The 15907-nt window shown below is 40.1% G+C and carries 15 protein-coding genes; 11 read left to right on the top strand and 4 right to left on the bottom strand.

Going from position 1 to position 15907, the window contains the following annotated elements; all coding sequences use genetic code 11:
* Positions 1-1113: insulinase family protein (locus AABI99_RS09500; protein WP_338365488.1), on the top strand; the 1113-nt coding region annotated here is incomplete at its 5' end.
* A 99-nt stretch (positions 1114-1212) separates the two neighbouring features.
* On the opposite strand, the gene AABI99_RS09505 is transcribed toward AABI99_RS09500, so the two are convergent.
* Genes AABI99_RS09505 through AABI99_RS09515 form a run of 3 tightly spaced genes read right to left on the bottom strand, consistent with a single transcriptional unit; the run spans position 1213 to position 4703 of the window.
* A complete protein-coding gene (locus tag AABI99_RS09505; protein WP_338365489.1) occupies positions 1213-1821 on the bottom strand; it encodes a PqiC family protein in 609 nt (202 codons plus the stop codon).
* Positions 1822-3477: an intermembrane transport protein PqiB gene (gene pqiB, locus AABI99_RS09510; protein ID WP_338365490.1), complete on the bottom strand. Its 1656-nt coding sequence runs from the start codon at positions 3475-3477 to the stop codon at positions 1822-1824.
* The gene (locus tag AABI99_RS09515; RefSeq protein ID WP_338365491.1) at positions 3474-4703 is read right to left on the bottom strand and encodes a paraquat-inducible protein A; all 1230 of its coding nucleotides are present in this window, start codon (positions 4701-4703) and stop codon (positions 3474-3476) included. The genes pqiB and AABI99_RS09515 overlap by 4 nt, the downstream gene beginning before the upstream one ends.
* 143 nt (positions 4704-4846) lie before the next feature.
* On the opposite strand from AABI99_RS09515, the gene AABI99_RS09520 reads away from it, so the two are divergent.
* Complete coding sequence (locus tag AABI99_RS09520; RefSeq protein WP_338365492.1) at positions 4847-5542, top strand: transporter substrate-binding domain-containing protein; 696 nt, start codon at positions 4847-4849, stop codon at positions 5540-5542.
* Positions 5543-5549: 7 nt separating this feature from the next.
* On the opposite strand, the gene AABI99_RS09525 is transcribed toward AABI99_RS09520, so the two are convergent.
* On the bottom strand, positions 5550-6371 hold the full coding sequence (locus AABI99_RS09525) for a thioesterase family protein (protein ID WP_338365493.1): 822 nt from the start codon (positions 6369-6371) through the stop codon (positions 5550-5552).
* Between the two features lie 241 nt (positions 6372-6612).
* Between AABI99_RS09525 and dnaK the strand changes: the two genes are divergently transcribed.
* The 9 genes from dnaK (at position 6613) to AABI99_RS09570 (ending at position 15863) form a co-directional block, all read left to right on the top strand.
* A complete protein-coding gene (gene dnaK / locus AABI99_RS09530) occupies positions 6613-8532 on the top strand; it encodes a molecular chaperone DnaK (protein WP_338365494.1) in 1920 nt (639 codons plus the stop codon).
* 201 nt (positions 8533-8733) lie between these two features.
* Entirely contained in the window at positions 8734-9873 is a 1140-nt protein-coding gene (dnaJ, locus tag AABI99_RS09535) for a molecular chaperone DnaJ (protein WP_338365516.1), read from the top strand.
* A gap of 256 nt (positions 9874-10129) precedes the next feature.
* On the top strand, positions 10130-10591 hold the full coding sequence (ybaK, locus tag AABI99_RS09540) for a Cys-tRNA(Pro) deacylase (RefSeq protein ID WP_338365495.1): 462 nt from the start codon (positions 10130-10132) through the stop codon (positions 10589-10591).
* Positions 10592-10704: 113 nt separating this feature from the next.
* The gene (locus tag AABI99_RS09545; RefSeq protein WP_338365496.1) at positions 10705-11109 is read left to right on the top strand and encodes a DUF1761 domain-containing protein; all 405 of its coding nucleotides are present in this window, start codon (positions 10705-10707) and stop codon (positions 11107-11109) included.
* Between the two features lie 51 nt (positions 11110-11160).
* A complete protein-coding gene (locus AABI99_RS09550) occupies positions 11161-11529 on the top strand; it encodes a response regulator (RefSeq protein ID WP_338365497.1) in 369 nt (122 codons plus the stop codon).
* A gap of 157 nt (positions 11530-11686) precedes the next feature.
* Positions 11687-11938, top strand: a complete 252-nt coding sequence (locus AABI99_RS09555; protein ID WP_338365498.1) for a hypothetical protein — start codon at positions 11687-11689, stop codon at positions 11936-11938.
* 189 nt (positions 11939-12127) lie between these two features.
* Positions 12128-12394 (top strand): hypothetical protein, encoded by a 267-nt coding sequence (locus AABI99_RS09560; protein WP_338365499.1) that lies wholly within the window; start codon positions 12128-12130, stop codon positions 12392-12394.
* A 171-nt stretch (positions 12395-12565) separates the two neighbouring features.
* A complete protein-coding gene (locus tag AABI99_RS09565) occupies positions 12566-14290 on the top strand; it encodes an ATP-binding protein (protein ID WP_338365501.1) in 1725 nt (574 codons plus the stop codon).
* 154 nt (positions 14291-14444) lie between these two features.
* Complete coding sequence (locus tag AABI99_RS09570; RefSeq protein WP_338365502.1) at positions 14445-15863, top strand: coniferyl aldehyde dehydrogenase; 1419 nt, start codon at positions 14445-14447, stop codon at positions 15861-15863.
* Positions 15864-15907: the final 44 nt, after the last annotated feature.

Here is a 15907-nt window from a genome sequence, read left to right on the forward strand (position 1 = left end):
ATTGCCGGCATGAGCGTAAATCTTGCGCCAAGTAATGGCTTAGTTTTGTCAATGAGTGGCTTTACTGATAAGCAAGATGTACTTTTAAAACAAGCACTAAGTGGTTTAAAAACAGGTGAAACTAAACAAGCATTTAATCAAGCAATTGATCGTTATAAACGTGGCTTGCTAAACCAGCAAAAGCAATTTCCATATGCTCAAGCATTTGGTGCCTATTCTAAACTTACTCGCACAGGCAGTTTTGATACACAAGCACTTATAAAAGCGGCAGAATCGCTAAGTGTTGACGATTTAAATAAGTTAAAAGCGGCCACATTTGCCAGTAACGATTTACGTGTATTTAGCTTTGGAAATTATAACCAGCAAGATATAGAGTCGATTGCAGATGAATTAAGTGCTACGTTGCCAAGCAATCATACTTCGAGTGAGTTTGCGCGTAGTAAAGCGTGGTTACCTCAGCCAGGAGAAACACGGGTACTTCAAAAAGACATTGATGTAGCAGACGTTGCCGTGGTTGACATGGTGGTTCATCCAGTACCGGGATATAAGCAAAAAGCACAAGCAGCAGTGCTACAAAGTCACTTTAGAACCGTTGCATTTGATAAAATGCGCACCGAAGAGCAGCTCGCATACGCTGTAGGTGCATTGGCTCGCCCAATAGAGGATTACTCAGCTATTGGCTTGTTTATTCAAACACCGGTTAAAGGGCCAAAAGAGATACAAGCACGCTTTGATCAATTTAAAAAAGAGTATGCGGTAGAGCTTGATAACATGAGCACAGATACATTTGAGCAGCTTAAAAACGCGACGCTTGTATCATTAAAAGAGCAGCCTAAAAACTTAAGTGATGAGATGGGACCACTTATTACTGATTGGTATCGTGAAAACTTTGACTTTAACTCTAGAGAAAAACTAATTGATGAAGTTGAAAAAGTAACGCTTGAAGATATTAGGCAGTACTATAAGCAAACCATGCTTAACCCAGACGCTGCGCGCTTAAATGTACAGCTACGTGGCACTAAATTTACTGACAGTGAGTTTGCTGATTTGCCAAATCAAACCAAAATTAACTCGCTTGAAGCCTATTACAAAGATATTAGCTTACAAAAATAAGTGTTATTTTCCTCACTTTAGCTAAGTGATATCAAAAACGAATACTAAACCCCGATGTCGTGTTACATTGGGGTTTTTTATATCTATTTTATATGGTTTTTACAGTCGTGCTTGCTCTATCGCTTTAGCAACATCTAAATTTATGTTTAGCCACGTTTGCTCAAGTGTAGCAACCAAGCCATCGTAACCATCGTTTTGTATCGGGACTAAATGCGCAAAATTATGGATACTGATAAGTCGACGGCCAGTTTCTGGATGGGTGTAATACAAGCGCCACAGGCCTGAAATATCAGCATTGCCTTGAGTGTCGCCATTAAAGTGGTGAACTTCATATTCAAGCTCGTAAAATATTTGTTGGTCAAGCTCAGTGATAACCGGTAAGCCTTTTATTACCATCCAGTTTGGCATTGCATTAAAAAGAGTTTGCTGTGCTGTGGCGGTCAGCATAACATCGGGTGATTCACCCCATAGGTTGTAGTTCGCAGCGTGAATTTGATTATTATCAATCTTCATTGCGATGCCCAAGTTATTTAATGCACCTCTTAGTACAACGGTCTGAACTCTAAGCTGAGCGTCTGTCTCTTTTATATGGCGAGATGATGAAGCAATAGGTTGCTCAAACTGATAATATTGCGTGGTCGTTTGTATTGATGCACTGCACCCACCTAGGGTAAATAACACCGTTATGGCTAAAAGTAAGTGTTTCATTTATTGCTTCCTTGGTTGTGGATCAGCGGGGAGCGCTTTATCAAATATAAACATATTTGGTTGCTCATTTAAGCCACGTGTTAGAGGCTGAATTTCTTCACTTAAGCGTTTAAATTCTAACAAGGTTTGTTGTAGCTGATGATGAAACTCAGAGCCTGCTTGATAGCTTGCCATTGTTTTATCAAATTGGCGCATGGTAACCTCAAATTGCTCCATACTTTTGGTCATTTTTTCAAAATTACGATTAAAGTCTGCAGGTAAATTTTGGGTCTCTTTTTGGTTTAATAACGCGCGCATTTCGTTAGCAAGTAATTGATAATCGCTAAATGTAGCTTGCATTTGCGCAAGACTATCTTCAATTTTTAAATCATTGACCTTGTTAAGTACGTCCGATACCTGATCGGCAAGGACCGTAATACCGCTTGAAATACTTGGAAATACATCATACTGGGCCAACTTTGCTAAATGCGCTTTTGGTGCGTCGGGGTATATATCAAAATCAACATACACTGCGCCAGTTAACAAGTTGCCAGTTTTTAAAGAAGCACGCATACCATTTTTTATCCAGCCTGTGAGGCTACTTTGCCAAAACTCTTTGGCTGATGCACTGTCATGATAAAGGCGACCATATTCAATTTTAATAAGCACAGGTACAGCCGTGTTGTGGTTTTTAAAATGTGCGGGTTTACCGTTTATAATAACATTTGCTGGTGCTTCAACCACGGTGCCAATTCGCGTGCCACGATATTCTACTGGCGCGCCTGCTCTTAGACCGCGTATTGATTGTTCAAAATCAATAATATAATAATCAAAGTCGTAAAAGCGTTCTTCCAGCGCCTCTTTATAGCTTTGACTTAGTGAAAAATTATGGCCATCTTGTGCTAAGTCGCCAGGGGTTTGTTGATCAGGTAAGCCTACCGAAATGCCGCCTTTTAAGAGTTTGCTCAACGAGCCTGTGTTTATATTAATTCCATCGGCAGATAAGTCTATTTCAATGCCGGCATTAACCCAAAAAATTGAATTTAAAGTAATTAGGTTTTGATATGGCTCGTTAATAAAAATCCCATACTTCATTGCTTGGTTTTTCCAGTCAAACGTAGCGGTTTCTATTTGGCCTATTTTATAATTTTTATAAAATATACCGGTGCTTACCTCGAGCACTTCAGCGTTGTAACTGAGTAATTGAAACCGCCCACCCTTAACATCTTTACCTATAAGAGCAGGCTCATCTTGTAGAACAAAACGTTCTTTTAGCTTTTTACTCTCTCCGGGTGAAAACTCTAAATAGACACCCGACAAGAGCGTGCTCATACCACTTATACCTGTTTCATCTATTCGCGGTTTTACAACCCAAATTTTGGCATCTTCGGTAAGCAATTCGTTGTAGTTTTTATCTATTTGTGCGCGAACGATTACGCTATCTTGAGAGTCAGAAAGGCGTATAGCGTCGATTTGACCTATTTTAACGCTTCGCACTTTTATTTCTGTTTTCCCTGCAACAATGCCTTCTGCGTGTGGCATTTTTATATAAATAGTTGGGCCTATGTTTGCTTGGTATTGATACAACATCCATATACCAACGAATAAGGCTATTAATGGAATTATCCAAATAGCTGAAATTTTTGGTTTTGTAGTTACATTAGCCGTTTCGGTCATGCTTTATTCTCTGAATGTTTGTTTTTTGGTGTATCCCACAATAGGCGTGGATCAAATGCATGGGCTGCCATCATTTGGCATATTACCATAACTGTAAAAAATACAATGCCAAGTCCTGGTGTAATTGACATTAAGTTGCCAAGTTGTACTAAGGCGACGAGTATAGCAACAACAAATACATCTATCATTGACCATTTGCCAATAAATTCAGTAAGTTGATATATTTTAGTGTATCCCTTAGTGTGTTTGTTAGCAGGTTTGGCCACCATAATACATAAAAAACTAAGCACGAGGGCTTTGGCAAGTGGTACCACTACACTTGCTAAAAATATAATGATGGCAATGGGGTATGAGCCACTTTTCCAAAGTGTTAGTACACCACCAATTAAGGTTGAAGGGGATTCATCACCTAGGCTGGTTGTATGCATTATTGGTAATAGGTTTGCAGGGATATAACAAAGCACAGAAGTAACTAACCAGGCCGCTGCCTTTTGTACACTATTAGGATTTCTTATATGAGTTTTAGTATGACAGCGTGGGCAAACAGTGCTTTTACACAACTGGTGACAAACGTGACACGCTTTTATATTTTGATCAATGGCGCGTTTAGCATGAGAAGTGTCCTCAAGTATTGCTGCCGGTTTAATTTGTGCCCATAAGCGCGGCTTATTTAAATGGGTAAGTGCACCGATGTATAAAATAACAAAACCTATATAGGCCCAAAAACTCACACCAAAACTAATATCGGCAAGCGACATAATTTTAACCATGCTGACCAGTACACCAATTAAAAATATTTCCGACATGATCCACGGCTCAAGGGCTAAGGTAAACTTGAGTAATCGCCTTGCTATACCTTCTGGCAATGTTTGCAGTAGACCAAGGTGTAAAGGGATCAGAATGATCAGTAAGCTCATTGGCAATGCAATTATGCTTAAGTCTATAAATAAGCCCAGTAATTCACTATCGTAATTAAATAAAATCCGCGCCGCATCGGGCAGGGTGATAGTTTGTGTAAGGCCACTACTACTAAATGAAATAAACGGGTAAAACATGCTACTGAGTAACATCAACAATGAACCAATACTAAGCGCAACTATTTTACTGTCGTTGTTGACATCACATTCAGACAACTTGTGGTGACAATGTGGGCACGTTGCTATTTGTTTATCGGCTATTGCGGGTACATGAATTAGTAGGTCGCAACATGGGCAAATTGTTTGCAAGTTTAAACCATTAAAGAGGAATATTTACGCAATTTTGCTATATTTAAGCCATTAATACAACGCGATTCACTGTGCAGCGCTGTAATATTGTGTCGAGGATAAATGTGAACCCTTTCGTAATGTGTGTTATTGGCTGTTTCTTCATGAGTCATTTAGTTGTAGCTGAGCAACAAAAACAGCCAATCGTCATTGCCGCTAGTGCAACGATACCGCCATACGTTATAAAAAAGACAAATTCGGGTTTACAGCTTACGCTTATTAGGGCTGCTCTGCTTGAGCAAGGGTTAGATGATATTAAGGTTATTTACATGTCTAACAAACGGGCTGAACAGCAGTTACACAGTGGCGGTGTTGACATACTACTTAACTATGCAGGCGAGCGCAGAGCAGGAATTTTTTCTAGTGAGCCTGTGTTGAGTTATCAAAATGTGGCGGTATCGCTGAGAAAACGCCAATTTAAAATTGAGGCGATAAAACATTTAAATAATAAAAGTGTATTAGGTTTTCAAAACGCGACTGCCTATTTACCCACTGCGTTTGCAAAGGCAGTCTCTACGTTCTCAAGTTATGGGGAAGTGGTTAATCAACGCGCGCAGATCGATAGATTAATGAAAGAGTGGGTTGATGTAATTGTACTCGATAAGCGTATATTTCATTATTACAATCATGCTTATTCACACTCATTGCCTGTTAATATTCACACTATTTTTCCAAAAGCACCACGGCCGGCTTATTTTAACGACCGGGCGCTTCAAAAAATATTCGATGAAGGCCTGTTAGCGATAAAAGCTAATGGTAGGTATCAACATATTGTGAGCGATTATAAACAGCTTAATTAAACGGTGTTTAATCAAACACCGCCACAGTTTGACGTGTCAGTGCTATCAGTTCGCCTGATTGCGACCAAATACAACCATCTTCTAATCCGTAGCCACCTTTTGCATGATGAGTAATTGCTTCAAAGCCTAACCATTCACCCGGGGTAAGCGTTGGCTCTTGCACAAATTCTAAATACCACGACATGCTACTTGCAGGCGCAGGCTGTTTAAACATTTGTAGTAGCGTAGGGGGCCATGCATCGGTAAGGGCTATTATATGTGCTTCGGTTATTGCCTCTGGGGTATGTTTAAAGCGCATCCAGCCACCCAAATGCGAAGAATCTGCAGCGCTAAAAGGCATAGCACCTTGTTGTGGGCATAAGTCAACATGCTGAAAAAACTCAGGCATTTGCCCTTGTATAAATGGGAGTGTATGGCGTGGGTCTACAGGCTTTAATCCCATTTTTTTACTAACCAGTACGTTAACACCTGATTGCCTATCAATCGCGAAGCACGCTTGGACAATAACACACACTTGCTCACTCTGAATAACTTTAGCTAATACCTGAGTACTGCTTTTACCTTGACGCAAAACTTCAACAGATAACGAAAAAGGCGTGTCGGCAAGCAAAGGGCCAACAAAATTAGTGCTTAAAGAAAGTAATCGTCGACTTGGGTCAATGTGTTTTTTTATTGCTTGATAAAGTAGTGCAGCAGAGAGGCCACCAAAGGCGGTTCTTCCTTGGCACCAATTAGCAGGAAACTCCATTGTATGGCTGTTATTGGCAAGTGAAGCCGAAGAAGAGCTTGAAATAGCCTCAGCGTGTTTTAATAAGTCATCAAAATGCATCGTGATTATCCTTGAAATTATCATTATTAGTCATATATAACACATATCAACTGGTCAGACTAGTTGAGTTGGAGGGGTGTATTTGGCGCAAAAAACATCAAACCCTACTTTTATTAAGGTTTTTTGTTAAATAAATTACAAAAAATGAATTTTTTTTCATTTTTACAGTTGAATTCACTTTGTGGCATCCCTATTTACTAGTCATCGAACGTATTAACGAATTTGAAGTTGGAGAAGATTCATGGGTAAAATTATTGGAATCGATTTAGGTACTACAAACTCTTGTGTTGCAGTACTTGATGGTGATAAAGCACGTGTTATTGAAAATGCGGAAGGCGATCGCACAACCCCGTCTATTATTGCTTACACGCAAGACGGCGAGACTCTAGTAGGTCAACCTGCTAAGCGTCAAGCGGTTACTAACCCAACTAACACGTTATTTGCAATTAAGCGTTTAATTGGTCGTCGTTTTGAAGACGAAGAAGTACAACGTGATATCGGTATTATGCCGTTCAAAATCATCAAAGCTGATAACGGCGATGCATGGGTTGAAGCGGGCGGTGAAAAACGCGCTGCACCACAAATTTCTGCAGAAGTACTTAAAAAAATGAAGAAAACGGCAGAAGACTTCTTAGGTGAAGAAGTAACTGAAGCTGTAATCACAGTACCTGCATACTTTAACGATTCACAACGTCAAGCAACAAAAGATGCTGGTCGTATTGCGGGTCTTGAAGTTAAACGTATCATCAATGAGCCAACAGCTGCTGCTCTTGCTTACGGCATGGACAAAAACAAAGGTGAAAACGTTGTTGCAGTATACGACTTAGGTGGTGGTACTTTCGATTTATCAATCATTGAAATTGATGAAGTTGAAGGCGAGCACACATTTGAAGTACTTGCTACAAACGGTGACACTCACTTAGGTGGTGAAGATTTCGATAACCGCGTAATCAACTACTTAGTAGCTGAGTTCAAGAAAGACCAAGGTATCGATTTACAAAACGATCCGCTTGCTATGCAACGTGTTAAAGAAGCGGCTGAAAAAGCGAAAATCGAACTATCATCTGCACAATCTACAGAAGTTAACCTTCCGTACGTAACTGCCGATGCTACAGGTCCTAAGCACATGAACGTGAAACTTACGCGTGCTAAACTTGAGTCATTAGTAGAAGACTTAGTAACTAAGTCAATTGAGCCACTTAAACGTGCACTAGCGGATGCTGATTTATCTGTAAATGATATTAACGATATCATTTTAGTAGGTGGTCAAACACGTATGCCACTAGTACAAAAAACTGTTGCTGAGTTCTTTGGTAAAGAGCCGCGTAAAGATGTTAACCCAGATGAAGCGGTAGCAGTAGGCGCGGCGATTCAAGGTGGTGTATTAGCAGGTGACGTTAAAGACGTACTACTATTAGACGTGTCTCCATTATCGCTAGGTATTGAGACAATGGGTTCTGTAATGACACCGCTAATTGAGAAAAATACAACGATTCCAACGAAGAAATCGCAAACTTTCTCTACAGCAGAAGATAACCAATCTGCAGTAACGATTCACGTTCTACAAGGTGAGCGTAAACGTGCTAGCGACAATAAATCTCTAGGTCAATTTAACCTAGAAGGTATTCGTCCAGCACAACGTGGTACACCACAAATCGAAGTAACTTTTGATGTAGACGCGGATGGTATCTTACATGTATCAGCGAAAGATAAAGATACAGGTAAAGAGCAAAAAATCACGATTCAAGCATCTTCAGGCTTAAGCGATGAAGAAGTAGAGAAAATGGTTCGTGATGCAGAAGCTAATGCTGAAGAAGATAAAAAGTTTGAAGAGCTAGTAGCTACTCGTAACCAAGCTGATGCTATGGTACACGGCACTCGTAAGCAAATTGAAGAAGCTGGCGATGCATTACCAAGCGAAGACAAAGAAGCAATTGAAGCTGCAGTGGTAGAGCTTGAAACGGCTATTAAGAGCGATGATAAAGCTGAAATTGAAGCTAAAACTCAAGCGCTTGCTGAAAAGTCTCAAAAGCTAATGGAAATCGCTCAAGCTAAAGCGCAACAAGGTGGCGCAGAGGCAGGCGAGCAACCACAGCAGTCTGCTAAGCAAGACGACGATGTAGTTGATGCTGAGTTTGAAGAAGTAAAAGACGACAAGTAATTGTCAGCTAAGCTTCTAACTAGCCTAAACAACATGATTTGTTCACGTTTTTAGGGTAGGATGAACTTTTGAGGCGCGCAGGCTACAGCTTGTCGCGCCTTTTGTATGTATTTAAGGTTTAAATTTTTCATGGTAAATCGATGTGATTTATCGGTTTATCCCGCAGCCTAGCTGCAACAAGTAAAGAGTAGTGTGATAGATATGTCAAAACGCGATTATTACGAAGTTCTCGGCGTTAGCAAAGATGCGAGCGAGAGAGACATAAAAAAAGCGTATAAACGCTTAGCGATGAAATATCACCCAGATCGTACCGCCGGTGATAAAGATCTCGAGAATAAATTTAAAGAAGTAAAAGATGCTTACGAGGTTTTAACCGACGATCAAAAACGTCAAATGTATGACCAATACGGCCATGCTGCCTTTGAACAAGGCGGTGGCGCTGGTCACGGCGGCTTTGGCGGTGGTCAAGGCGATTTTGGTGATATTTTTGGTGATGTATTCGGTGATATCTTCGGTGGTGGCGGTGGCCGTCGTCAATCGCGCCAGCAACGTGGATCTGATTTACGTTACAACATGGACCTAAGCTTAGAAGAAGCGGTTCGCGGCAAAGAAGTTGAGATTAAAGTACCTACATGGGTTAGCTGTAAGCCGTGTGATGGTAGTGGGGCAAAGGCAGGCTCTAAGCCAAAAACATGTACTACCTGTCATGGTGCAGGGCAAGTACAAATGCGCCAAGGCTTTTTTGCTGTTCAACAAACGTGTCCAACGTGTCAGGGTCAGGGTCAGATTATTTCAGACCCATGTGATAAGTGTCATGGGCAAGGACGTGTTGAGAAAACGAAAACGTTGTCAGTTAAAATACCGGCTGGTGTCGATACAGGTGACCGAATTCGCTTAAGTGGTGAAGGTGAAGCCGGTATGCACGGTGCGCCAGCTGGCGACTTATACGTGCAAGTATCGGTGCGCGAACACCCAATTTTTGTGCGCGATGGCAATAACTTGTACTGTGAAGTGCCAATTAGCTTTACTACGGCTGGACTTGGTGGCGAAATTGAAGTGCCTACACTTGATGGCCGTGCCAAACTTAAAATACCGTCTGAAACACAAACGGGCAAAATGTTCCGTATGCGTGGCAAAGGTGTTAAATCGGTACGTAGTGGTGCTCAAGGTGACTTAATTTGTAAAGTCGTGATCGAAACGCCAGTTAACCTAAACGAGCGTCAACGTGAACTACTCAAAGAGTTAGACGAGAGCATGGGTAAAGACAGCTCAAAAAACCGTCCAAAAGAGCAAGGCTTTTTTGATGGTGTTAAAAAGTTCTTTGACGATTTAACTAAGTAATTAGTTATCGTTAAAGCTAAAAAAACGGTGCTTTTTGCACCGTTTTTTGTGTCCAAAATTTATGTGATTTGTTCCAACCAACTAAACCACTGATCTACTTCGTTGCCTTGAGCAATTGACCCTCTGCAGCTTTAACCGCTCTTTCTATACAGTCGTCAATGAAATGCCTTAATGTATTTGCGATTAAGTTATTCTTCAAAATGATTAATCCTTATTGTAGATTAATAATGCGCTTAAAATAATGTGACTTAATAGTATGACTCCTGCAATAGAATTACTGAAAAAACAAAAAGTGCCTCACGATGTACTTAGTTATCAACATGATACGAGTACAACAGGTTATGGCCAAGAAGCCGTTGAAAAATTAAACCTTGCGCGTGAACAGGTATTTAAAACGATCGTGCTCGAAACCAGTGAAGGGCAGTTAATTGTGGCCGTGACACCTGTATCGCAGCAAGTTAATTTAAAGCAATTAGCCAAACTGTGTAGTTCTAAAAAAATCGTAATGGCAAATGCGTTAAAGGTGCAAGCCGCTACGGGCTATATTTTAGGAGGAGTGAGCCCGCTTGGGCAAAAAAAACGCCTAACCACCTTTATTCATTCAAGTGCTAGGGCATTTAACACAGTGTATGTAAGTGCAGGTAGGCGAGGGCTTGAAGTAGCGCTTTCGCCAACCGATTTAAAAGTACAAACACGTGCCACCTATGGCGATTTTTAAATACCTAAAGCGGTTCTTTAAGTTGTAAATTATTCAAGGTGATAATTTGCTGCTTAAGATATTTTTAACTACAGTCAAAATACCCTTGTACTCTATGCATTATGGCAGTATGTATGAATTTTACTGATGTTAATTTTTTTGCCGTGCTTGTAGCGTCACTTTCCTCTTTTATGCTCGGTGGTATTTGGTTTTCAAACGCACTTTTTAAAAACGCTTGGTTGGAGAGTACAGGGCTTACGGATCTTGATTTACAAAGCGCTAAACCAGTATTAATTTTTGGTGGAAGTATGCTACTTACTTTTTTGTCTGCCGTGGTGCTGTCATTATTTTTAGGTAAAGAGGCCGGCATGGGGGAAGGCGCGTTTACAGGCTTTGCCATCGGCTTGTTTTGGGTTGGAAGCTCATTTGGGCTCAGTTATATTTATGAACAACGGCCTATTAAATTATTCGCAATTAATGCAGGGTATTACACATTACAATTTACATTAATGGGTTTTATTATAGGTGTATGGCCCTGAGAAAGTTAAATAAGGCGCAACTTTTAGTGCTAAAACATAATAAAGATAACTATGAAAATATTAGTCGTTGATGATATGCCACTTATGCGCCACGTATTAATTAATATGTTAAGGCAGCTTGATTACAAAAATGTTGTGGAGGCAACTGACGGCCAGCAGGCGTTAAAAATACTGCGTCAGCAAAAATTTGATTTAGTAATAACCGACCTTCATATGCCTAAAGTAGACGGTGTAGACTTGCTCGATAACATACGTCACGACCAAGCCTTAGTTGATTTACCTGTTATTATGGTCACGTGCGAAGATAACGCTGATACAGTAAAACAAGTTATTAAAGCAAAAGTGTCGGGGTTTATTATTAAACCATTTAATATGAATGTGTTATCAGCGCAATTAAACCGCCTATTTTTTAGAGATTAGCGAAAAACTTTTATGGCGTTTTATTACCGCAGCTACTATTTAATCCACTGTGTTTTTCCTCACCGCTCATTAGGCAGTTAGCCTAGTGTCTATAACTTTTTATTTATTAACTGCTAAAATGCCTGTTTTGCGTCTACGTAGGTATGTTAAGGAGTGTATGGCTAAACCAAATAAAAAAGGACCCACTAAAACCGTCGATATTTTTTGCTCTGCTTGCAAAGCAGCCCTGTTTAAATATAGAAAAGGTGGCAAAGGCGCTTTAGTAAAGTGTTTTATAGAACGAATAGTCCAAGACTACACAACTGCGCCGTGTATATGCCCCAAATGCGAGCGTCCATTTGCCCGCCCAGCAATTATTCGCGGCACGCCAGCCTATAAAATAATTGGCGGTAAAGTTACCTTTAAATAACCCCGATTCAGAGTAAACATTTACAGCTGCTCTTTAATTTTTTTTGACGTATTACAAGCGGACATTTGACCTTGTACCCTTAATTTAGGCTGATATAATCGCGCAGTTTTGCTGTTTCAATGATTGAAAAACACCCTCCCCATGGATAGGGCCAGTTAGTTGGGTTTTTTTAAAGCAAAGGATAGACGTGTGATAGCACTCTTATTTGATATAGTCGGTATGGCGGGCACTTTCTTAGTTGTTGGTGCATTTTTTTTATTACAACTTAATAAAGCATCTCCAACGGGATTACTGTATAACACGATGAACTTAACAGGGGCAATTTTACTGTTAATTAGTCTATGTTATAACTTTAACCTAGCGAGCTTTGTAATCGAGATCTTCTGGATTGCCGCTTCACTCATTGGGTTGTACAAGTATGTTGTTAACAAACCTAAATTAACAACAAACGCGTAATTTTAGTAACGCGAATACTGCTTACTGTTGCGGGTCAGCTCAGACTTGCAGCAGTTTATAAGTAAATTAAAATTTATTGCATTTGTTAACACAAAGTTTCTGTTGTTAGCGCTCATAACCCGTTAAACTAGCGCCCTTAAATTTTGTAGCTATTTTGTTGTGAGCTAGGGCATGTTCTCCTTTTCTAAAAAACTTCTTCTAATTTTTGTCGTAATGTTAGTGCTTATGGCGGTCGTGTTTTGTTATGGTCGAACGCATTATTACACTCAGGCTGAGCAAAAAGCAGCCCAGCAAGCAACTCAATTAAAACATTATATTGATGCAGAGCTTGCTCGTTTTTCAAAAATTCCTCAGCTTCTTACCTATAATAATGAAATTATTGACTTTTTAGGTGCGCAGCAAAGTATAGAAATAAAGATTAATAATTATTTAGCTGATATACAACAAGCCAGTGGTGCCTCAGATATTTATATTCTTAATGAACAAGGTGCTGTGGTTGCCAGTAGCAACTGGCAAGCTGACCATACTTTTTTAGGCAATGATCTGTCGTTTAGACCCTATTTTAAACGCGCGTTTGCAGGTGAAAAAGTGGCCTACTTTGCCGTGGGTACGAGTAAAAAAGAGCGGGGGATCTATTTTTCACAAGCAATTTATAGTAGCAATCAAGCAATTGGGGTGGTTGTTTTAAAAGTCAGTGTAAACAAATTTGAAAGTGACCGTGAGCTATTAAATACCGACAAAGGCAGCCACTTTTACGTGCAGTTAGAAGATAGCGTGATTGCAATTTCTGATATGCCAAACTGGCGACTAAATACATTTGCTATCCTGGATATAACTCATCGCAGAGAGATCGCTCAGCGTCGAGCATATTTAGACTATCAACCAGAGCTGATTGATCACTCAACTTATTCGTCGCAAAAACTATTGTTTACTACTATTGATGATCATAGCTATTTATCAGTCGATCAGAAGTTACGCTTTTTGAATGCATCGGTTACTGTGTTGGTCAACGTATCTAACGCCAATATTGCCCAGCTGCCAGCTCTTTTTGGCTTTGTGGTCATTTATGCGCTTGTTCTTGCTCTTGGGTATGTGCTTTTAAGGCGCTTTGCTGGCGTCAAAAAGCTGGTGTATTCGCATCATAATGTTAATGATGAGCTAAATACACTTACCCATACCTTCAAAGCTCAGCAGCATACGCTTGTACAATCAACTAAGCTTGCAACAATTGGTCAGCTTAGTATAGGCTTTAACCACGAAATTAATCATCCGCTTAATACGATTAATACCTATCTAGCAAGCGCTAAACGATTGCTTGCAAAAGGCAAATTTGAATCCCTGAACGAAAATTTACAGTTTATTGAAGCTTTAGTAGCAAGAGTGCATAAAATAGTTGCACAGCTAAATTATTTTTCTGATTCTGCAAAAGCGATTATTAGCGAAGTGTCATTAAATGATTCAATAGCCAAAGCACTAGATATTAATAAAAACCAGCTAAAGCAGGACAATATAAGTGTTTTACCGCCTAAAATAGACAGCCAACTAAACGTTTTAGCAGATAAAGCGGCACTTGAAGAAGTGTTAGTCAACTTAATATCGAATGCTAGCCAAGCAATGCAAGGGTGTATTACTCGCGAGCTGAGTATTGGTGCCAATTACCTAAATAATAGTGTGCAATTGTGTATTGAAGATACCGGACCAGGTATTGAAGTGCACGATTTAGACACTATTTTTGAGCCTTTTTACAGTACTAAATCGGTTGATGGGCTAGGGCTTGGCTTGTGTATTTCTAAGCAAATTATTAGCGCGCTTAATGGCACGCTAAGCGCACAGAACCGCGAGCAAGGCGGCGCTAAATTTATTATAACGCTACCTTGTGAGCCGCTAACGAGCTAAATAAAAGCGTTTTAAGGGCAAAATTATTGAGCCAGCAGCGGTTAATTGTGGCTATTTGTTCCTATTAAAACAGTGATTTTTAGATAGTTAGTGTTATTGCTCGAAAATCAGAACGGCGTTATAGTCGTAGCAAAACGATTTTCGAGTAGCACCTTTGGATACTGATAGCGAACACACACAGTCACTTAGCGATACGTATAATGAGCTGCAAAGCTACTTTTTGGCTGAGCCTTATTTGCCGATAAACAAGCGTATAGCGTTGTTAAAAACCTTACATAAACGAATTGTGAGCCACGAGCAAGCACTTATAGATGCTGCCTCTAAAGACTTTGGTTACAGAACTTCATTCGACACTTTACTTGGCGATATTCTGCCAACGGTTCAGGGCTTAGCGCACATAATTAAAAAATTGCCTAAATGGGCAAAGCCCAGTAAGCGCTCAACGAGCTTAAGTTTGTGGCCATCAAAAGTGAGTGTAAGTTACCAGCCACTGGGTGTAGTTGGTGTGATTGCACCATGGAATTATCCCATACAATTGGCTTTAGTGCCTGTTATTACTGCCATTGCTGCGGGTAATAGGGTTATGCTTAAGCTCAGCGAATTTACCCCACATACCAACGTAGTGATTGAAAAAATATTTGCAGACGAGCTACAAACGCACTGTAAAATTGTACTGGGTGAAAGTGATGTAGCGAGTGAGTTTTCTAAACTGCCATTTGCACATTTGCTGTTCACTGGCTCAACGTCAGTGGGCAAGCTGGTTATGAAAGCGGCCAGTGAAAATTTAACCCCGGTGACCTTAGAGCTAGGTGGCAAGTCGCCGGTGATCATTACCGAGCAAGCTGATATTAAAAAAGCAGCGCAAACCTTACTGTTTGGTAAAATGGCTAATGCTGGGCAAATATGCGTAGCGCCAGATTATGTATTTGTGCCTAAAGCGTTGGAGCATCAACTGGTACAGCAATTGTGCGAGCTTTATAAAAAGCACTTTAAAGACGGGGTTGAAGGTAAAAACTTAACGTCAATTATTAGCGATGCGCATTACACTCGCTTAAAAGGGTATTTAACACAAGCACAGCAGTTAGGTGCGCAAGTTATTAAGCCGCTAGAGCAAAACCAGCAAGACAAACAAAAGCATAGAATGGGTTTGCATATTGTGACATCACCTCGTGATGATATGGCGCTAATGCAAGATGAATTATTTGGCCCCATTTTACCCATAAAAACTTACGAAAAGCTTGATGAGGCAATTGGCTACATAAAAGCGCATAATCACCCATTAGCGCTTTATATTTTAGGGCAAGACAAGCACGCTCAAGATTACATAATGGAGCAAACATTAAGCGGCACAGTTGCTGTAAACGATGCTTTGGTGCAAGTAACAGCAGATGATGTGCCATTTGGTGGGGTAGGTCATTCTGGTATGGGGCACTATCATGGTAAAGAGGGGTTTTTAACTTTTAGCCACGCAAAAAATACCTTAGTGTCTAGCTCGTTTAACCCGCGCACTGCACTGTTACTTAAGCAAAATAAGCTTATTATTAAGCTGCTTAAATTTTTGTATATTAAATAATGAGTATAAAAAAGGGCTAATACAGATATGCATTAGCCCTTTTT

The sequence above is a fragment of the uncultured Pseudoalteromonas sp. genome (assembly GCF_963922945.1).
Classification (GTDB): domain Bacteria; phylum Pseudomonadota; class Gammaproteobacteria; order Enterobacterales; family Alteromonadaceae; genus Pseudoalteromonas.